Below are 19264 nucleotides of genomic sequence, written 5' to 3'. Positions count from 1 at the left end.
TACCCGCCTGTTTTTCCCCACTCCCCCCGTACGCCTCGCGCTTTTCGTTCTGCGCTGACCCCACCCGGTTCGCCATTCCCTAGCCGCGCTACGCCTGGAGTATTCCTATGCTGACTTTCCTTGGCTTTGCCATGGTCATCACGTTCATGTTCCTGATCATGACCAAGCGCCTGTCGGCGCTGATCGCCCTGATCATCGTGCCGATCCTGTTCGCGCTGTTCGGTGGCTTTGCGCCGAAGATCGGCCCGATGATGCTCGAAGGCATCACCAAGCTGGCGCCCACCGGCGTGATGCTGATGTTTGCCATCCTCTACTTTGCCTTGATGATCGACTCCGGCCTGTTCGACCCGGCCGTGCGCAAAATCCTCAAGCTGGTCAAGGGCGACCCGCTGAAAGTCTCGGTCGGTACTGCCGTGCTGGCGCTGGTGGTGTCCCTGGACGGTGACGGCGCCACTACCTATATGATCTGCGTGGCCGCCATGCTGCCTTTGTACAATCGCATTGGCATGAGCCCACGGATCATGGCCGGCCTGATCATCCTCGCCGGCGGCGTGATGAACATGACGCCCTGGGGCGGCCCGACCGCCCGCGCCGCCAGTGCGCTGCACGTGGATCCCTCGGACATCTTCGTACCGATGATCCCGGCCATGGCCGCCGGCGTAGTGGCCATCCTGATGATTGCCTATATGTACGGCCTGCGTGAACGCGCTCGCCTGGGCGTGTTGCACCTGCAAGGCGATGAAATCGACCATAGCGAAATCAGCGTCTCGCAGTTCCCGGATGCCCGTCGCCCGAAACTGATCTGGTTCAACGGCGCCCTGACCCTGGTCCTGATGTGCACCCTGATCGCCGGCCTGCTCCCGCTGCCAGTGCTGTTCATGGTGGCCTTCAGTATCGCGATGATCGTCAACTACCCGTGCCTGCAACAGCAGAAAGACCGCGTTGCGGCCCACTCGGGCAGCGTTCTGGCAGTGGTTGGCCTGATTTTCGCCGCCGGTATCTTCACCGGGATCCTGTCGGGCACCGGCATGGTCGATGCCATGTCCAAGAGCCTGCTGGCGGTCATCCCGGAAGCGCTGGGCCCGTACCTGGCGGTGATCACCGCGCTGGTGAGCATGCCGTTCACGTTCTTCATGTCCAACGATGCGTTCTACTACGGCGTATTGCCGGTGCTGGCCGAAGCCGCCAGCCACTACGGCATCACCGCCGCAGAAATGGGCCGCGCCTCGATTGTTGGCCAACCGGTACACTTGCTCAGCCCGCTGGTACCTTCGACTTACCTGCTGGTAGCCCTGGCCGGTATCGAATTTGGCGACCACCAGCGCTTCACCCTGAAGTGGGCAGTATTGGTATGCCTGTGCATAATGATCGCCGCATTGTTGTTGGGCACATTCCCGCTGTTCAGCACTCTATAATCGTAACAACCCACTGCGCCGGCCCTACTGCCGGCGCGGTCTAACACTCGCACAAAGGAACACATATGGAATGGCTGACCAATCCGGAGATCTGGATTGCCTTCTTCACCTTGACGGCACTCGAGATCGTCCTGGGCATCGATAACATCATCATGATTTCGATCCTGGTCAGCCGCATGCCCAAGCATATGCAGGCGCGCACCCGGATCTTCGGCCTGGCCCTGGCCATGGTCACGCGGATCCTGCTGCTGCTGTCGATCACCTGGGTGATGCAACTGACCGCCGACCTGTTCGTGGTATTGGGCCAGGGTATTTCCGGTCGTGACCTGATCCTGTTCTTCGGTGGCCTGTTCCTGCTATGGAAAAGCTCCCAGGAGATGTACCACGCCCTGGAAGGTGAAGACGAAACCCACGAAGAGCCGAAAGGCAAGGGTGGCAAGTTCATCTACACCATCATCCAGATCGCGATCATCGATATCGTGTTCTCCCTGGACTCGGTGATTACCGCCGTGGGCATGGTTTCCCACGTACCGGTCATGGTCGCCGCGATCGTCGTTGCCGTACTGGTGATGATGCTGGCCGCCGGCACCATCAGCGAGTTCATCGACAAGCACCCGTCGCTGAAAATGCTCGCGCTGTCGTTCCTGTTGATCGTGGGTACCGTGTTGATCGCCGAATCCTTCGATGTGCATGTGCCAAAAGGCTACGTGTACTTCGCCATGGCGTTCTCCCTCGCGGTCGAGGCCATCAACATCAAGATGCGTACCGCCATCGCGAAGAAGAAAAAGCAGCAGGATCCAGTGAAACTGCGCAAGGACATTCCGGGTCAATAACCCGAGATGACCAAAACGGGGGCCCTTGCGGGCCCCTTTTTTTTCGCCCGCAAAAAGCTGATTTCATGACAGTTTTGTTTCAATGCCGACTTTAGCTATGCGATGCTGGCGCACAGGCCGTTCGCCAACTACAGCTTAAGTACACACTACAAAACGGCACGCGGCACTTTTTGCTCCATTGGAGCACGACTCAATACAGGGGGCCGAGCATGCTGACCCTGCTCAATCTTCTTTCTGCGGTGACCCTGTTGATCTGGGGCACGCATATCGTCCGTACCGGCATCCTGCGGGTCTACGGTTCCAACCTGCGCCAGGTCATCGGGCAGAACATGGCCAGGCGCTGGCTCGCGTTCATTGCCGGGATCCTGGTGACTGCCATGGTGCAGAGCAGCAACGCCACGGCGATGCTGGTGACCTCGTTTGTCGGCCAGGGCCTGATGGGCCTAACGCCCGCCCTGGCGACCATGCTCGGCGCCGACGTCGGTACGGCGCTGATGGCGCGGGTGCTGACCCTGGATCTGTCATGGCTGTCGCCGCTGTTGATCTTTCTCGGGGTGATCTTCTTCCTGTCGCGCAAACAGACGCGCGCCGGGCAGATGGGCCGGGTGGGGATCGGCCTGGGCCTGATCATTCTCGCCCTGCAACTGATCGTCGAAGCCGCCGGGCCGATTACCCATGCCCAGGGCGTCAAGGTGCTGTTCGCCTCGCTGACCGGCGACATCCTGCTCGATGCCTTGGTGGGCGCGTTGTTTGCGATGATTTCCTACTCCAGCCTGGCCGCCGTGCTGCTGACCGCAACCCTGGCCGGCGCTGGGGTGATTGGCCTGCATGTGGCCATTGGCCTGGTGATCGGCGCCAATATCGGCAGCGGCGTACTGGCCTTCCTCAGCACCAGCATGCAAAACGCCGCCGGGCGCCAGGTGGCCCTGGGCAGCCTGCTGTACAAGCTGATTGGCCTGCTGCTGATCATCCCCGTCCTTGACCCGCTGGTGCTGTGGATGGACACCCTGGACTACAGCGCCCAGGGCATGGTCATCACCTTTCACCTGCTCTACAACGTCACCCGCTGCCTGATCCTGCTGCCGACCATCGGCCCCATGGCGCGCCTGTGTGCCTGGCTGCTGCCGGAGCGCCCGGAGGCCAATGGCCTGGCCAAACCCCGCCATCTTGACCCCACGGCGCTGACCACCCCAAGCCTGGCCCTGGCCAACGCGGCGCGGGAGACCCTGCGCCTGGGCGACCTGATCGACAACATGCTGACCGCCATGCTGGAAGTGCTGCGCGGCAAACAAACCGCCATCACCCAGGAAATGCGCAGCCTCAGCGATGATGTCGAAGCGCTCTACAGCGCGATCAAACTGTACTTGGCGCAAATGCCCCGGGAAGACCTGAGTGAGCACGACAGCCGGCGCTGGGCCGAGATCATCGAGCTATCGATCAACCTGAAGCTGGCCGGCGACTTGATCGAGCGCATGCTGCGCAAGGTCCAGCAGCAGAAAACCTCCCAGCGCCGCTCGTTTTCCGAAGTCGGGCTGGAAGAACTGGCCGGCCTGCACAGCCAGTTGATCGCCAACCTGCGCCTGGGCCTGTCGGTGTTCCTCAGCGCCGACCCGGAAAGCGCCCGCCAATTGCTGCGCGAGAAGCGCCGCTTCCGCGCCCAGGAACGGCGCCTGGCCCACGCCCATGTCAGCCGCCTGCAACGCAAGATCGTGCAAAGCATCGAGACCAGTTCCCTGCACCTGGAGCTGATTGCCGACATGAAACGCCTGAACTCGTTGTTTTGCAGCAGTGCTTATGTAGTGTTGGAAACCTCCGAGACCGGCGCGCTGGCCACGGACAATATTGCCGACATCACCCATTCGCCCTGAACGAACCGCACGCCCGGGGAGTCAGTTAAAAACACCGCCCAACCAATGTGGGAGCGGGCTTGCCCGCGATAGCGGTGTGTCAGCAGACGAATACGTGCCTGACACACTGGCTGCTCACAAAGTCATCACCCGCCAGGAACCCCGTTATGCGTCGCCTGTTATTCGCCTGCCTGCTCATAGGCTCGGCCCACGCCTTTGCCTTTGATCGCTTGCAGGTCGAAGGCTATATGTTGCCCAACGGCCTGCAATTGCTGCTCAAGCCGGGCACCGAGCGCGGGCACGTAGCGATCCGCCTGGTGGTCGGCATAGGCCTGGACGACTTCAGCTGCGCCGACAAGGAACTGCCGCACCTGCTCGAACACCTGCTGTTCAGCGGCATCGATGGCGGCGGCGAAGGTGTGCTGGAAGAACAGATGCAGGCCCTGGGCGGGGAGTGGAACGCCTACACCAGCAATGCCGACACCACCTTCGTCATCGAGGCCCCGGCACGTAACCAGCGCAAGGTGCTGGACCTGCTGAAGGCGATCCTGACCCGTACCGAACTGAGCGACGCGGCGATCAACGCCGCCAAGCAAGTGGTCGAGCGCGAAGACGGTGGCCACTATTCGCACCTGCAACGCCTGCTGGATCGCCAGGATTTGGGGCACAACGCCAGCAATCAACTGGCGGTGGAGCTGGGCCTCAAATGCGCCGAGCGCGCCGAGGTCGAGCACCTGACCCGCGCCCAGTTGGAAAAGGTACGCCAGGACTGGTACGCCCCCAACAACATGACCCTGATCATCGTCGGCGACCTCGACAAACTGCTACCGGCCTACCTGGAACGCACCTATGGCCAGCTCGAACCGGTGGACCCCACCGAACACCGGGCCTTGCCGCAAACCCTTGGCGCCGCAGCGATCCATCGTGACCTGATCCGGGGCTGGGTCGGCGATGGCGCCAAGCTGCACTGGCTGTTCCCCGAGCCGATGCTGGACGACCAGCACGATGCCACCTACGACCTGCTCAAGGATTACCTGGATTGGGCGTTGTATCGCCAGTTGCGCCTGCAGCATGGCCTGTCCTACGGCCCGTGGAGCGAGCGCGAAGTGCTGGGCGGCGTGGGTTTCATGAGCCTGAATGCCGACCTCGACCGCGAGAGCCTGCCCGAGGCCGAACACGTCCTAGAGAACCTCAAGGCCAGGCTGCTTGAGGATGGCCTCGACCCGGCCACCTTTCGCCGCCTGCAACAAGCCGCCATCGACCGCCAGGCCTGGGCCGTGCAAGGCAATAGCGCGCTGGCCGACTACTATTGGAGCGCCTTGGCCGACTACGCCGACGGGCGCTTCAGCGACCCGGCCAAGCGCATCAAGGCCGTGAGCCTGGCGCAAACCAACCAGGCCATGCGCCAGCTGTTCAACCAACAAGGCTACTGGCGCATTGAAAAGCCGCTGCTCAGTTACGACGCCCTGGGCTGGGGCGCCGCAGGCATGCTGGGGCTGATCGCCATTGGGCTGATCGGGCTGCGCCGTTATCGCAAAGCAATTGTGTAATGACACGCCTATCAACGGGCTAAGACGTTATTCTGTCTGGGATTTTTTCCTACAAAGACTGCGAACCGCCGAATGCCATACCTGACCCATTTCATACAGCGCATCCTCGAACTGATGAAGCGCTACCCAGGGGTGATCGCACTCGGCGGTTTTATCTCGGGGGTGGGCAGCTTTATCCTGGTGGACCGCCAGCAAGGCATGGCCAGCTGGATCGCGATCATCATGCTGGTGAGCTGGCTGTGGCTGATGCTCGAAAACAGCTTCACCCAGCTGTTCAGCAAGGTCTTCAAGCGGGAAATCCCCGAACCGCTGCTGCGCTACGCCACCCAGATGATCCACCAGGAAAGCCTGTTCTTTGTCCTGCCGTTCTTTTTCGTCACCACCACCTGGAACAGCAGCCAGGCGATTTTCACCGGTTTGCTGGGCGCCGCCGCGCTCGTCTCGATCACCGACCCGCTTTACTACAAATGGCTGGCGCCCAAGCGCTCGCTGTTTCTGGCGCTGCACACCCTGACCCTGTTTGCCGCCTTGCTCACCGCGCTGCCGATCATCCTGCACCTGACCACCGCCGAGAGTTACAAACTGGCGCTGGGGGTGGCGATGGCCCTGTCGATCCCCAGCTTGGCCGTGAGCCTGCCGCTGCGCAGCGTCAAGGGTTGGCTGATGCTGCTGGGCGTGACGGCGGTGATTGGTTGCGCAGGCTGGTTCCTGCGCAGTTGGGTACCGCCGGCCACGCTGTGGATGACCGAAGTGGCGATCAGTACCCAATTGCAGGACCGCACCCCCGGCGATGACCTCAAGGAAGTCAGCGCCAGCCAACTGCGCAGCAGCGGCCTGTACGCCTACACCGCGATCAACGCACCGCGCGGGCTGGACGAGCGCATCTACCATGTATGGCAGTTCAACGGCAAAGAAGTCGACCGCATCGCCCTGGATATCCACGGCGGGCGCAAGGAAGGCTACCGGGCCTGGACCCACAAGCAGAACTTCCCGGCGAATGCCGTGGGCCGCTGGCAAGTACGGGTGCTGACCGAAGACGGCCAGGTGATCGGCGTGTTGCGCTTTAAAGTCACTGACACAGCGCAAACGGACACGCCAAAGTAGGACGGATCGTGCTATTACATAGCAATTGTGGAATAGCCAAACAAGCTCGGAGCTTATGACCAGTAGCACAACGGCAGGCAATGCCCACCTGGACGCATCCACCCAGCCGCCCCAACTACGGGTCACCGGGGACTGGACGCTGGCCCATTACAGCGCCCTGAAGAAGTTGTCGACAAGCCTCGACGGCCAGTACGACGCCAGCACCCGCGTCGACCTCAACGGCCTGGGTGCGCTCGACACCGCCGGCGCTTCGCTGCTGGTAGAGCTGCTGGGCCCGGAGCGCATCGAACACTCCGCCGAACAAACCGACTGCCGTCTGCCCGCCGCCGACCGCGCACTGCTCAAGACCGTCTACCGCTCCCTGAATGATTTCTGTGTGCCGGTCAAAGAGCCGCAGGAAAGCGCCGGCATCCAGCTGTTGGCCCGCATCGGCCGCGCGGTGGATACGGTCTGGCAAGACGCCATGACCCTGCTGGGCTTTATCGGCCTGATCCTCGCAACCTTTGCCCGCGGCGTGTTCCGGCCCAAGCGCTGGCGCCTGACGCCGATGGTGGCGCATATCGAACAGACCGGGCTCGATGCCGCACCCATCGTCGCCTTGCTGACCTTTTTGGTGGGCGCCGTGGTCGCGTTTCTCGGCGCCACGGTGCTGGAAAGTTTCGGCGCGAGTATTTTTACCGTGGACCTCGTGGCGTTTTCCTTCCTACGGGAGTTCGGTGTCCTACTCACCGCGATCCTGATGGCCGGCCGCACCGCCAGCGCCTTCACCGCGCAGATCGGCTCGATGAAGGCCAACGAAGAAATCGACGCCATCCGTACCATGGGCCTCGACCCCATGGAGTTGCTGGTGCTGCCGCGCGTCCTCGCGCTGCTGGTAGCGCTGCCGATGCTGACCTTTCTCGCCATGATTTCGGGGATTATCGGCGGCGGCGTGGTGTGCGCCGTGGCCCTGGATATCTCGCCGGCGATGTTCCTCTCGCTGCTGCAATCGGACATTGGCGTCCAGCATTTGCTGGTGGGCCTGGTCAAAGCGCCGTTCTTTGCCTTCCTGATCGCCGCCATTGGCTGCCTGGAAGGCTTCAAGGTCAGCGGCAGCGCCGAGTCGGTCGGCGCCCACACCACCTCTGCGGTGGTGCAATCGATTTTCGTGGTGATCGTGCTCGATGCAGTCGCCGCACTGTTCTTTATGGAGATGGGCTGGTGAGCCGTTTACAGCGAGCGCCCAGCGAGGCGGTGATCGAAGTCCGTGGCCTGTGCAACCGCTTTGGCCCGCAGAGCGTGCATGAAAACCTCGACCTGGACCTGTACAAAGGCGAGATCCTCGCCGTGGTCGGCGGCTCGGGCAGCGGCAAGTCGGTGTTGCTGCGCAGCATCATCGGCCTGCGTCAGCCCAGCGAAGGGCAGGTGCGGGTGTTCGGGCAGAACCTGCCGAGCCTGTCGGAGCAGGAGCGCTCCCTGGTGGAACGACGTTTCGGCGTGCTGTTCCAGAAGGGCGCGCTGTTTTCCTCGCTGACGGTCACGGAGAACGTCGCCCTGCCATTGATCGAACACGCCGGCCTCAGCCGCGCCGATGCCGAGCACCTGGCGGCCGTGAAGCTGGCCCTGGCCGGGCTGCCGCTATCGGCGGCCGACAAATACCCGTCGTCGCTCTCCGGCGGGATGATCAAGCGTGCGGCCCTGGCCCGCGCCCTGGCCCTGGACCCGGACATTCTGTTTCTCGATGAACCCACCGCCGGCCTCGACCCCATCGGTGCAGCGGCATTCGACCAACTGATCCTGACCCTGCGCGATGCCTTGGGCCTGAGTGTGCTGCTGATCACCCATGACCTGGACACGCTCTACACCATCACCGACCGCGTGGCGGTGCTGGCGCAGAAAAAGGTATTGGTGGCCGGAGCCATAGATGTTGTTTCGCAAACGAACGACGCCTGGATTCACGAATACTTTCATGGCCCCCGGGGCCGCGCGGCATTGGATGCCGCTCAACAGCTCAACGAGGTATGACATGGAAACCCGAGCCCATCATGTGATGATCGGTCTGTTCAGCGTGATAGTCGTGGTCGGCGCCATGCTCTTCGGCCTGTGGCTGGCCAAGTCCAGCGTCGACAGCGCGTTCCAGGATTACGAAGTGATCTTCAACGAAGCGGTCAGCGGCCTGTCCCAGGGCAGCGCGGTGCAGTACAGCGGGATCAAGGTCGGTGATGTCACCAGCCTGCGCCTGGATCCCAAAGACCCGCGCCGCGTACTGGCGCGCATCCGCCTGGCCGGGCAGACACCGATCAAGGAAGACACCCAGGCCAAGCTGGCGCTGACCGGCATCACCGGCACCTCGATCATCCAGCTCAGCGGCGGCACCCCACAAAGCGCCGAGCTCAAGGGCAAGAACGGCGAGCTGCCGCAGATCATCGCCTCGCCATCGCCCATTGCCCGGCTGCTGAACAACAGCAACGACCTGATGACCAGCATCAACCTGTTGCTGCACAACGCCAACCGCATGTTCTCGCCGGCTAACGTCGACCGCCTGAGCGGCACCCTGGCGCACCTGGAGCAGACCACCGGGGCCATCGCCGAGCAACGGGGCGATATCAAGGTGGTGATGCAGCAATTGGCCCAGGTCAGCAAACAGGCCGGCGGCGCCCTGGAGCAGACCACCGCGCTGATGCGCAACGCCAACGGGCTGCTCAACGACCAGGGCAAACAGATGTTCGGCAGCGCCGAAGGGGCCATGCGCTCCCTGGAGCAAAGCACCGCCACCATCAACAGTTTGTTGGACAGCAACAAGGACTCCCTGAACAGCGGCATGCAGGGCCTCAACGAACTGGCGCCCGCCGTGCGCGAGCTGCGCGATACCCTCGGCTCCCTGCGCGCCATCACCCGTCGCCTGGAAGCCAACCCCAGCGGGTATCTGCTGGGCAGTGACAAGAACAAGGAGTTCACGCCATGAAGCGTGCTTACCAAATGATCCTCCCGGTAGCCCTGGCCCTGGTCAGCGCCTGCTCGATCCTGCCCAAGGCCGATCCGTCCAATGTCTACCGGCTGCCGGCGGCCCAGGCGCCAGCACCTGCCCATGGCAGCGCGGGCACCTGGTCATTGCGCCTGGCTAAGCCGCAGGCCAGTGAATTCCTCGACAGCCCGCGCATTGCCGTGGTGCCCCAGGGCGACTTGATCAGCAGCTACGCCCAGTCGCGCTGGAGCGATCCGGCGCCGGTGCTGCTGCGCAACCGTCTGCTGGACGGTTTCCAGCGTGATGGCCGGGTGGCGTTCCTGAGCACCGATGACACCAACCTGCAGGCGGATTTCGAGCTGGGCGGGCAGTTGCAGGCCTTCCAGAGCGAGTACCGGGGCGCGGCGGTGGAAGTGGTGATCCGGCTGGATGCGCGATTGGTGCGCGGCAGCGACCAGCGAATCGTAGCGGCCAAGCGCTTTGAAGTGCGCCAGCCGGTGAGTGATACCCAGGTGCCGGCGGTAGTGGCCGGGTTTGGGTTGGCGGGAGATCAGTTGAACAAGCAGGTGGTGGATTGGGTGGTGCAGCAGGGCAATACAGCGCCGAAACGCTGAGGGCCTCATCGCAGGCAAGCCAGCTCCCACATTTGACGGTGTTCACACATCAAAATGTGGGAGCTGGCTTGCCTGCGATAGCGATCTAAGCTCAGCCAAAGAACCAGTAGCAAACCGCAATCGCCGCCACCACACCGGCCAATTCCGCCAGCAGCGCACACCCCACCGCATGCCGCGCCCGCTGGATACCCACCGAGCCAAAGTACACCGCCAGCACGTAGAAGGTGGTCTCGGTACTGCCCTGGATCGTCGCCGCCACCAGCGCCGGGAAGCTGTCCACGCCCTGGGTCTGCATGGTCTCGATCAGCATCGCCCGCGCCGCGCTGCCGGAGAAGGGCTTGACCATCGCCGTGGGCAAGGCATCGACAAAACGCGTGTCCAGGCCGGTCCAGGCCACCAGATGGCGAATCCCTTCGAGGCCAAACTCCAGCGCCCCGGAAGCGCGCAGTACGCCAACCGCACACAGCATCGCCACCAGGTACGGCAGCAGGTTCTTCGCGACGTCAAAGCCCTCTTTGGCGCCTTCGACAAACGCTTCATAGACCTTGACCTTGCGCAGCGCACCGATCAGCAAAAACAGCATGATCAGGCCAAACAACGTGAGGTTGCCGAGGATCGAAGACAAGCCCGCCAGGGCCGTGGCCGACATCGTCGCCAGCAAGGCCATGAAGCCGCCCAGCACCAGCGCACCGGGGATCAGGTACGCCAGCACCACTGGGTCCCACAGGCGCAGGCGCTGCATCAGCGCCACCGACAGCAGGCCCACCAGGGTCGAGGCGCTGGTGGCCAGCAGGATCGGCAGGAACACCAGGGTCGGGTCGGGCGCGCCTTGCTGGGCGCGGTACATGAAGATCGTCACCGGCAGCAAGGTCAGGGAAGACGCGTTGAGCACCAGGAACAGGATCTGCGCGTTGGTCGCGGTGTTGGGGATCGGATTGAGTTCTTGCAGCGCCTTCATGGCCTTGAGGCCGATCGGCGTCGCCGCGTTATCCAGGCCCAGGCCGTTGGCGGCAAAGTTGAGGGTGATCAAGCCGATGGCCGGGTGACCGGCCGGTACTTCCGGCATCAGCCGCAAGAATAGCGGGCCCAGGGCCTTGGCCAGCCACTCGACGATCCCGGCCTTCTCGGCGATGCGCAAAAAGCCTAGCCACAGGGTCAAGGTGCCGAACAGCAGCACCATCACTTCCACAGACAGCTTGGCCATGGCGAAGATACTCTCCACCATCGCCGCAAAGATCCCGGCGTTACCGCCCACCAGCCATTGCACCAGCGCCGATACCATCGCCACGACAAAGAAGCCAAGCCACAGGCCATTGAGCATCAGTCACACCCCTTTAAATATGTGGCGAATGATAGCGGGGCTGACAGAAACGACAAACCCCGGATTTACCGGGGTTTGTGCGTATCAAGCAGGGATCAGCCCTGGCTGGTCTCGCCAGCCGGCAGCGCGGTCTTGGTCCGCCAGTGTGGCAGGGAGTTCCAGTAGCGCTCGCCCTTGGCATCGTCGTACATGCCTTCCCAACGCGCGATGACCAACACGGCCAGGGCGTTGCCGATCACGTTCAGGGCGGTACGCGCCATGTCCATGATGCGGTCGACACCGGCGATGAACGCCAGGCCTTCCAATGGGATACCCACGCTGCCCAGGGTGGCCAGCAGCACCACGAAGGACACGCCCGGCACGCCGGCGATACCTTTGGAGGTGACCATCAGGGTCAGTACCAGCATCAGTTGCTGGCCAACCGACAGGTCGATGCCATACAGCTGGGCAATGAAGATCGCCGCGATGCTCTGGTACAGGGTCGAACCGTCGAGGTTGAACGAGTAACCGGTCGGCACCACGAAGCTGCAAATGGCTTTCGGCGCACCGTAGGCTTCCATCTTCTCGATCACGCGCGGCAGCACGGTCTCGGAGCTGGCGGTGGAGTAGGCCAGTACCAGCTCATCCTTGAAGATGCGCATCAGCTTGATCACCGAGAAGCCAAACAGGCGGGCGATCAGGCCGAGAATCACAAAGGCGAAGAACAGGATGGCAACGTAGACCAGGATTACCAGCTTGGCCAATGGCAGCAGCGAGGCGAAGCCGAAGTTGGCCACGGTCACGGCGATCAGGGCGAATACACCGATAGGGGCGTATTTCATGATCATGTGGGTGACTTTGAACATGCTCTCGGACACGCCCTGGAACATGGTGACCAGGGGTTCGCGCAGGTCTGGCTTGAGGCTCGACAAGCCCAGGCCGAACAACACGGAGAAGAAGATGATCGGCAGCATCTCGCCACGGGCCACGGCGGCAAAGATGTTCGATGGGATCAGGTTGAGGATGGTCTCGATGAACGCATGTTCATGCTGCACCTCGGCGGCGGTCGCCTGGTACTTGGAGATATCCACGGTACCCAGGGTACTCATGTCGATCCCGGCACCGGGGTGGAACAGGTTGGCCAACAGCAGACCGACCACAATCGCGATGGTAGTGACCACTTCGAAGTAAACGATGGTCTTCACGCCGATCCGACCGAGTTTTTTCGCATCCCCCACACCGGCGATTCCGACAATCAGCGACGAAATCACGATCGGGATCACGATCATCTTGATCAGGCGGATAAAGATATCGCCCGCCGGTTGCAACACGTTGCTGATCCACCAGGCTTTTTCGGCACTGAAGTGGTTGAGTACAGCACCGATTGCAATCCCTAGCACCAGACCGATGAGGATCTGCCAGGCGAGGCTTAGTTTTGCCTTCTTCATGTCATTACCCTTGTTTCAAGTGGACTCAGGCAGATGCGCCAGCTGGAACGCCCGGGAGCGAAAAAGTGTGAGCATCAACCTCCGTAGAAGGTCACCGCAGATGGCCGATATGGCTTACTGGCAAGCGAAAAAAGGCGCAACTATTCCGATGCGCGGGGGCAGAGTCTAATGCCGTAAACGCCTACCCTATGCCGAATCGGCATGGGTTTTTGCAAATAAATCTGTCTGTTTGGTCAGTTCGAATGCGACATTTTGTCAGGCATACCTGCCGTGAACCGGTCATTTCAGGCTTGCCCAGGGATTTTCGGTTTTTTTGCGGGGAGGGAAAAACTCTTGAAATTTCCTACGCATACCGTCAAGAAACAGGTCTGGCCGTAGACAAACTTTCTCGATAGATGGTCACGTAGCAACACCGTGAAACGGTTGTGATGATGCAGAAAGGAAATTTGCAGCTAAGTACAGCATAAGTGCCACGGGATGCTGAGCGAGCCCGTCGCAAGTCCGTCAGGCCATAACTGCCTGCGGACTTGCGTCGCAGCTTTTCTCCTGACCCGGCCCTTGCGCAGGCACTCCCTGTACCCGTAGGTCACGCCGATCCACTTTGATCAGAGCAACCCGGCCCCCTGGTCATGCACCGCCGCCAGGCAGGTGCAAACGGAAACAGGCAGTTGGCCGGTTTCCATGTGGGTAAGGCCCGCAGACGGGCCTAGTACCAATTCGGATCTTTCTTCAGTTGCTCCATGAGCAACTTCTGCATGCCTTCATCAGGCTTGCCGATGAAGCGGTAGTCCGCATGCCTAGTTGGCGACTTGTCCGCCGGAAGCCCGGCTGGGACTTCGACCAGCATCGCGTAGGCATCTTCCTTATCAAGGCTGAAGGCAACGATCAGGCGTTTATTCAGGCAGGTGTCAGCCGTTTCACACAGCGGCCCTACCAGATACCCATCACCGTCCTCCGTGACGGCATTCATCTGCTCAGAGGTGCCCGACAGATTGATCACCCATTCCGGCAGGCGCTCTTCCTTCTTGACCACGCCCTGCCAGGTTTCCCGATACTGCGGGTCGGCATTGAGCAGTTCATTGGCCCGCGCCTGGCCGTCATTGGCGGCCATGGCCAAGCCACTGCCGCCCAACAGCAGGGCGGCAGCCAGGGTTTTGAAAGACAAGTTGGCCATGTTCAACCTCGACCGCGACGGCCAAAGAAGAAGGAAGCGATGAACATCACCAGGAAGACGACAAAGAGAATCTTGGCGATACCCGTAGCGGTGCCCGCGATACCACCGAAGCCCAGGACTGCAGCCACAATGGCAATGATCAGGAATGTGATTGCCCAACTCAACATGGTGATTCTCCTTTTGCGTCTATAGAAGTGACTGCTGTGTAGCCATCCTGTCGCACCCAACGGGGCGGCAGGTTCGTGCCTAGAACACCCAGCGTTCCTGGACGGGTTCGTCGTACAGGGCAATGTCCTGTTCAACCGCCATCATGCGTGGGGCTGTCACGTCAGCGCTGGTGCTGCCAACGGATCGGAAATGGGTCTGTGTCATCGGTGCGCGCTCGAACTGCGGGGCGGACTGCTGGCTCTGCTGCCAATGTTGCAATTGCTGGCCACCGATCAAGGTCACCATCAAGGCGAGGCTGGCAAACAGCCCCTGTTGAAGGCGCAGTGGCGATACACGCAATGGCTTGAGGCTTTGGCGAGTCATCCTGAATCTCTCCCGCATGTTGTTTTGTTCGTTGATCACGCTTGTAGAGGAGGTATTGCAGAGTGCATGCCAGTTTTTAATCCAAATAAAAGCCAATAAAATCAGCTACTTAAAAGATAGGTGCGTTTCTTGTCAGCAGCATCCTGCACGATGCGCCTATCCTCACCGTGCGAAATGCACGATGGCCAATGGTCGGATCAAGGGATCAGAGAGGGCTGTAGGACTGCCGAAGGGTCAACAAGGGTTAAAAACCCGCTACCCAGGCATATAAGTAGGAATGGTCTCAGATAGCTGCGCGATAGGGCTTTGAATCAATCAGAATAAACCATGCAACTTGCCCGATTATTCCGGGACTAACCAAGATCAATCATTCTTATTTTAAGGAGCGCGGGACAGATGGAATCCGCCAAGGAACTTCAAGGCCGCATTCTTTTAGTGGACGACGAGTCAGCAATCCTGCGCACCTTCCGCTACTGCCTGGAAGATGAAGGCTATACCGTAGCCACCGCCAACAGCGCGGCCCAGGCCGATGCCCTGTTGCAACGCCAGGTGTTCGACCTGTGTTTCCTGGACCTGCGCCTGGGCGAAGACAATGGCCTGGACGTGCTGGCGCAGATGCGCATCCAGGCACCGTGGATGCGTGTGGTGATCGTCACCGCTCATTCGGCCGTCGATACGGCAGTGGATGCGATCCAGGCAGGCGCGGCCGATTACCTGGTCAAACCATGCAGCCCCGACCAACTGCGCCTGGCCACCGCCAAGCAACTGGAAGTGCGCCAGCTGTCGGCGCGCCTGGAAGCACTGGAGGGCGAGGTGCGCCAACCCAAGGATGGCCTCGACTCCCATAGCCCGGCGATGATGGTGGTGCTGGAGACCGCCCGACAAGTGGCCGGCACCGATGCCAATATCCTGATCCTCGGCGAATCCGGCACAGGTAAAGGTGAGTTGGCCCGGGCGATTCACGGCTGGAGCAAAAGGGCGAAAAAATCCTGCGTCACCATCAACTGCCCGTCCCTGACCGCCGAACTGATGGAAAGCGAACTGTTCGGCCACAGCCGCGGGGCCTTTACCGGCGCCAGCGAAAGCACCTTGGGCCGAGTCAACCAAGCGGATGGTGGCACGCTGTTTCTTGATGAGATCGGCGATTTTCCCCTGACACTGCAACCCAAGTTGCTGCGTTTTATCCAGGACAAGGAATATGAACGGGTCGGTGACCCTGTCACCCGACGCGCCGATGTGCGCATCCTGGCGGCGACCAACCTGAACCTGGAGGACATGGTGCGCGACGGACGCTTTCGCGAGGACTTGTTGTATCGCCTGAATGTCATCACCTTGCACCTGCCGCCCCTGCGCGAACGCAGCGAAGATATCCTGGCCCTCGCCGACCGCTTCCTCGCGCGCTTCGTCAAAGAGTACGCACGACCGGCTCGCGGCTTCAGCGATGACGCCCGGGAAGCGCTGCTCAACTACCGTTGGCCGGGCAATATCCGTGAGCTACGCAACGTCGTGGAACGCGCGAGCATCATCTGCGCCCAGGAGAAAGTCGAAATCAGCCATCTGGGGATGGCCGAGCAACCGACCAACAACTCGCCGCGTATCGGCGCGGCGTTGAGCCTGGATGAACTGGAAAAGGCCCATATCGGCGCCGTCCTGGCCACCAGCGACACCCTGGACCAGGCGGCCAAGACCCTGGGCATCGATGCGTCGACCCTGTATCGCAAACGCAAGCAATACAACCTGTGAGCTGCACCTTATGAAGCTGGCGATGAAACTGCGCACGCGGCTGTTCCTGAGCATTTCTGCGCTGATCACCGTGGCGCTGCTCGGGTTGCTACTGGGGCTGGTGAGCGTCATGCAAATGGCCAAGACCCAGGAAGCCCTGATCCGCAGCAACTTCATTACCCTGGACCTGGGGCTCAAGCTGCGCCAGACCCTGGGTGACCAGCTGATTTTGATGCTCAACGACACTCCGGACCCGGTCGCGCTGAACACGTCCAAGCAACAGTATTTCAAGCTGCTGGACGAGGGCATCGCCCACGAAATGAGTGTCGCCAGAGTGGGAGGTTTCTCTCAGGCCAAGGCCGATTACCTGGCATTCCTCGAAGCGTTCGAAGAAAATGAAAATAGGCCGCCGTCCCTGCGCAATAACGAACAACTCACCACCAGCTTCAACGTCTTGCGCAATGGGCTGATCAGCGAACACAAAAGAGCGCTGGAAAACATCAATGCCACCGAAAGCCAGTCTCGCGAACGCGCCCTGTGGATCGCCGGCCTGCTCGGGCTGGTGGGCCTGGCGGTGCTGATCATCGGCTTCATCACCGCCCACGGCATCGCCCGACGCTTTGGCGGGCCGATCGAAGCCCTGGCCAAGGCAGCCGACAAAATCGGCCAAGGCAACTTTGATGTCACCCTGCCGATTTCTTCGGCGGCGGAAATGAACCAACTGACCCGGCGCTTTGGCATCATGGCCGAAGCGCTGCGCCAGCATCAGGCGACCAATGTCGACGAATTGCTCGCCGGCCAGCAACGCTTGCAAGCGGTGCTCGACAGCATCGACGACGGCTTGCTGATGATCGACCGCCAAGGGCACCTGGAACACCTCAACCCGGTCGCCCAGCGCCAACTGGGCTGGGACGAGAGCCGCCTGGGGCAGGGCCTGGGCGACGCGCTGCAACGCCCCGAACTGGATGAGCAACTGCACCTGGTGCTGCGCGGCGGCAACCTGGAGCGCGCACCTGACGACCTGGAAGTGGAAGTCGAAGGCGAATCGCGCCTGCTGACCTACAGCATGACGCCGGTCAGCCACCACCAGGGGCATATTCTCGGCGCGGTGATGGTGTTGCATGACGTTACCGAGCAGCGCGCCTTCGAGCGCGTGCGCAGCGAATTCGTGCTGCGTGCCTCCCATGAACTGCGTACGCCGGTCACCGGCATGCACATGGCGTTCGGCCTGTTCCAGGAGCGGGCGAAATTCCCTCCTGAATCCCGCGAAGCCGACCTGCTGAACACGGTCAACGAAGAAATGCAGCGCTTGATGCAACTGATCAACGACCTGCTCAACTTTTCCCGCTACCAGAACGGCCTGCAAAAACTCACCCTGGCGCCGTGCGACATCAACGATCTGCTTGAACATGCTCGCGCACGTTTTGCCGAGCTGGCGAATGCGCAACACATCGACCTGCTGGTAGAGGCGCAGGCACAACTGCCCAGGTTGCATGCCGACCAGGCGCAATTGGAGCGGGTCCTGGACAATCTGCTCGGCAATGCCCTGCGCCACACCAGCGAGGGCGGGCAGATTCGCCTGCAGGCGCGGCGCCATGGCGAACGGCTGATCATCAGCGTCGAGGACAATGGCGAAGGCATCGCCTACGGCCAGCAGGGCAGGATTTTCGAGCCATTTGTCCAGGTAGGCCGCAAGAAAGGCGGCGCCGGCCTGGGGCTGGCGCTGTGCAAGGAGATCGTGCAATTGCACGGTGGCCGCATGGGGGTCTATTCCCGGCCGGGGCAGGGCACGCAGTTCTATATGGCGTTGCCGCTGTAACTACACACGGTGACCACTCAAGGGGTGCAAGATCAAAGGTGGGGGCTATCGAGTCCCCACAGGTATTGCTCGCAGCCCTTTACTTGCCTGAATCAAAGACCTCAGCGGTGATTCAATACCCGCAGGATCGCGGCGCTTTGCGCATCCGGCGTACCGTCGAACAACGCCGGCCTAAAGCGCATCTGGAACGCAGCCAGCACCCGCCGCGTCGCCACATCCAGCTCGCCGGTCTGCGGCGTGGAATAGCCCACGCGGGCTAACTCTTCCTGGAACCAGGTAACGCTCGGCAGCTGCCTGGCATACTCGGCCTGATACCGCGCGACCGCCTGGGCCTCGGGCCAGATCCCCAGGCCTTGATCCGCCAGGCGCTTCCACGGGAACAATGGGCCCGGATCGAGTTTGCGCCCGGGAGCGATATCACTGTGGCCGATAATGAACTTAGGGTTGATCCGATTGCGCTGGCTGATGTCCTTGAGCAAGGTCACCAGGGACTGGACCTGCGCTTCGGAGTACGGATACCAGACACGCCCGGTGGGTGTGTCGCGGTAGCCAGGATTGACGATCTCGATACCAATGGAGCTGGAATTGAGCCAGGTACGGCCCATCCACTCACTTTCCCCGGCGTGCCAGGAGCGCTTGTCTTCGTCCACCAGCTTATAGATGGTTGCACGGGCATCATCGCCAATCAGGTAGTGGCTGCTGACTTGGCCTTTGGTCAATAGCGCCAGCGAGCCTTGCAGGTTGGTCGCGGTGTAGTGCAGGACGACGAACTGGATACGATTATCGAAGTTCACCGACGGGTGGCTGGTATCCAGGCGCGGGCCACTCGCACAGCCGGCGAGTGTGAGGGATAAAAGAGCAGCAACGAGAAATTTCATGGCAACAGACGGTACGCTAAAGACGATAATGCAACAGTGTAACGTACCGTTTGCCGGTCAGCGGCCCGCTATACAAAATGGAACA

At 61.3% G+C, this 19264-nt stretch carries 17 protein-coding genes; 11 read left to right on the top strand and 6 right to left on the bottom strand.

Translation table 11 applies throughout. The features are described 5' to 3' along the window. Positions 1-107: 107 nt before the first annotated feature. The 9 genes from ACO77H_RS00500 (at position 108) to ACO77H_RS00460 (ending at position 10307) form a co-directional block, all read left to right on the top strand. Positions 108-1415 (top strand): CitMHS family transporter, encoded by a 1308-nt coding sequence (locus ACO77H_RS00500; RefSeq protein WP_432754836.1) that lies wholly within the window; start codon positions 108-110, stop codon positions 1413-1415. Between the two features lie 65 nt (positions 1416-1480). After that, positions 1481-2248, top strand: coding sequence for a TerC family protein (locus tag ACO77H_RS00495; RefSeq protein WP_169954138.1), 768 nt, complete (start codon positions 1481-1483; stop codon positions 2246-2248). 209 nt (positions 2249-2457) lie between these two features. Further along, a complete protein-coding gene (locus ACO77H_RS00490; RefSeq protein WP_169954137.1) occupies positions 2458-4116 on the top strand; it encodes a Na/Pi cotransporter family protein in 1659 nt (552 codons plus the stop codon). Positions 4117-4262: 146 nt separating this feature from the next. After that, a complete protein-coding gene (locus ACO77H_RS00485) occupies positions 4263-5645 on the top strand; it encodes a M16 family metallopeptidase (protein WP_432754835.1) in 1383 nt (460 codons plus the stop codon). Positions 5646-5717: 72 nt separating this feature from the next. Continuing rightward, complete coding sequence (locus ACO77H_RS00480) at positions 5718-6749, top strand: DUF5924 family protein (protein WP_170041968.1); 1032 nt, start codon at positions 5718-5720, stop codon at positions 6747-6749. Between the two features lie 55 nt (positions 6750-6804). Continuing rightward, entirely contained in the window at positions 6805-7953 is a 1149-nt protein-coding gene (locus ACO77H_RS00475) for an ABC transporter permease (protein WP_169954134.1), read from the top strand. Continuing rightward, complete coding sequence (locus ACO77H_RS00470) at positions 7950-8753, top strand: ATP-binding cassette domain-containing protein (RefSeq protein WP_169954133.1); 804 nt, start codon at positions 7950-7952, stop codon at positions 8751-8753. Before ACO77H_RS00475 ends, ACO77H_RS00470 begins: the two co-directional genes overlap by 4 nt. A gap of 1 nt (position 8754) precedes the next feature. Next, positions 8755-9693 (top strand): MlaD family protein, encoded by a 939-nt coding sequence (locus ACO77H_RS00465; protein ID WP_170041969.1) that lies wholly within the window; start codon positions 8755-8757, stop codon positions 9691-9693. Next, entirely contained in the window at positions 9690-10307 is a 618-nt protein-coding gene (locus ACO77H_RS00460) for an ABC-type transport auxiliary lipoprotein family protein (RefSeq protein ID WP_172313883.1), read from the top strand. The genes ACO77H_RS00465 and ACO77H_RS00460 overlap by 4 nt, the downstream gene beginning before the upstream one ends. A gap of 91 nt (positions 10308-10398) precedes the next feature. Here ACO77H_RS00460 and ACO77H_RS00455 read toward each other — a convergent pair whose 3' ends face one another. The 5 genes from ACO77H_RS00455 to ACO77H_RS00435 form a co-directional block, all read right to left on the bottom strand. After that, the gene (locus ACO77H_RS00455; protein ID WP_170057442.1) at positions 10399-11628 is read right to left on the bottom strand and encodes a nucleoside recognition domain-containing protein; all 1230 of its coding nucleotides are present in this window, start codon (positions 11626-11628) and stop codon (positions 10399-10401) included. Between the two features lie 95 nt (positions 11629-11723). Continuing rightward, positions 11724-13055 carry a glutamate/aspartate:proton symporter GltP gene (gene gltP, locus ACO77H_RS00450; RefSeq protein WP_057444842.1) on the bottom strand — a complete coding sequence of 444 codons (1332 nt, stop codon included), beginning with the start codon at positions 13053-13055 and terminating at the stop codon, positions 11724-11726. Between the two features lie 706 nt (positions 13056-13761). Continuing rightward, complete coding sequence (locus tag ACO77H_RS00445) at positions 13762-14229, bottom strand: inhibitor of vertebrate lysozyme family protein (protein WP_169954129.1); 468 nt, start codon at positions 14227-14229, stop codon at positions 13762-13764. A gap of 2 nt (positions 14230-14231) precedes the next feature. After that, on the bottom strand, positions 14232-14396 hold the full coding sequence (locus tag ACO77H_RS00440) for a DUF1328 domain-containing protein (protein ID WP_003170804.1): 165 nt from the start codon (positions 14394-14396) through the stop codon (positions 14232-14234). A 79-nt stretch (positions 14397-14475) separates the two neighbouring features. After that, the gene (locus tag ACO77H_RS00435) at positions 14476-14760 is read right to left on the bottom strand and encodes a hypothetical protein (protein WP_169954128.1); all 285 of its coding nucleotides are present in this window, start codon (positions 14758-14760) and stop codon (positions 14476-14478) included. 396 nt (positions 14761-15156) lie between these two features. Here ACO77H_RS00435 and algB point away from each other — a divergent pair, with 396 nt between their 5' ends. Both algB and ACO77H_RS00425 read left to right on the top strand, forming a co-directional pair. Beyond that, complete coding sequence (algB, locus tag ACO77H_RS00430; protein ID WP_169954127.1) at positions 15157-16503, top strand: sigma-54-dependent response regulator transcription factor AlgB; 1347 nt, start codon at positions 15157-15159, stop codon at positions 16501-16503. Between the two features lie 10 nt (positions 16504-16513). Further along, positions 16514-18301: a KinB sensor domain-containing domain gene (locus ACO77H_RS00425; RefSeq protein ID WP_432754834.1), complete on the top strand. Its 1788-nt coding sequence runs from the start codon at positions 16514-16516 to the stop codon at positions 18299-18301. Between the two features lie 101 nt (positions 18302-18402). Here ACO77H_RS00425 and ACO77H_RS00420 read toward each other — a convergent pair whose 3' ends face one another. Further along, positions 18403-19179: an N-acetylmuramoyl-L-alanine amidase gene (locus ACO77H_RS00420; protein ID WP_169954125.1), complete on the bottom strand. Its 777-nt coding sequence runs from the start codon at positions 19177-19179 to the stop codon at positions 18403-18405. Between the last annotated feature and the right edge of the window lie 85 nt (positions 19180-19264).

It is taken from the genome of Pseudomonas sp. WMBT8 (assembly GCF_050916005.1).
In the GTDB taxonomy this organism is placed as follows: Bacteria; Pseudomonadota; Gammaproteobacteria; order Pseudomonadales; family Pseudomonadaceae; genus Aquipseudomonas.
The sequence above is the reverse complement of the archived record's forward strand: the minus strand, read 5'-3'. Positions and strand labels throughout refer to the sequence as shown.

Coding starts and splice junctions, on each gene's coding strand:
- ACO77H_RS00500 (WP_432754836.1), top strand. CDS start 108: ATGCTGACTTTCCTTGGCTTTGCCATGGTCATCACGTTCATGTTCCTG.
- ACO77H_RS00495 (WP_169954138.1), top strand. CDS start 1,481: ATGGAATGGCTGACCAATCCGGAGATCTGGATTGCCTTCTTCACCTTG.
- ACO77H_RS00490 (WP_169954137.1), top strand. CDS start 2,458: ATGCTGACCCTGCTCAATCTTCTTTCTGCGGTGACCCTGTTGATCTGG.
- ACO77H_RS00485 (WP_432754835.1), top strand. CDS start 4,263: ATGCGTCGCCTGTTATTCGCCTGCCTGCTCATAGGCTCGGCCCACGCC.
- ACO77H_RS00480 (WP_170041968.1), top strand. CDS start 5,718: ATGCCATACCTGACCCATTTCATACAGCGCATCCTCGAACTGATGAAG.
- ACO77H_RS00475 (WP_169954134.1), top strand. CDS start 6,805: ATGACCAGTAGCACAACGGCAGGCAATGCCCACCTGGACGCATCCACC.
- ACO77H_RS00465 (WP_170041969.1), top strand. CDS start 8,755: ATGGAAACCCGAGCCCATCATGTGATGATCGGTCTGTTCAGCGTGATA.
- ACO77H_RS00460 (WP_172313883.1), top strand. CDS start 9,690: ATGAAGCGTGCTTACCAAATGATCCTCCCGGTAGCCCTGGCCCTGGTC.
- ACO77H_RS00455 (WP_170057442.1), bottom strand. CDS start 11,628: ATGCTCAATGGCCTGTGGCTTGGCTTCTTTGTCGTGGCGATGGTATCG.
- gltP (WP_057444842.1), bottom strand. CDS start 13,055: ATGAAGAAGGCAAAACTAAGCCTCGCCTGGCAGATCCTCATCGGTCTG.
- ACO77H_RS00445 (WP_169954129.1), bottom strand. CDS start 14,229: ATGGCCAACTTGTCTTTCAAAACCCTGGCTGCCGCCCTGCTGTTGGGC.
- ACO77H_RS00440 (WP_003170804.1), bottom strand. CDS start 14,396: ATGTTGAGTTGGGCAATCACATTCCTGATCATTGCCATTGTGGCTGCA.
- ACO77H_RS00435 (WP_169954128.1), bottom strand. CDS start 14,760: ATGACTCGCCAAAGCCTCAAGCCATTGCGTGTATCGCCACTGCGCCTT.
- algB (WP_169954127.1), top strand. CDS start 15,157: ATGGAATCCGCCAAGGAACTTCAAGGCCGCATTCTTTTAGTGGACGAC.
- ACO77H_RS00425 (WP_432754834.1), top strand. CDS start 16,514: ATGAAGCTGGCGATGAAACTGCGCACGCGGCTGTTCCTGAGCATTTCT.
- ACO77H_RS00420 (WP_169954125.1), bottom strand. CDS start 19,179: ATGAAATTTCTCGTTGCTGCTCTTTTATCCCTCACACTCGCCGGCTGT.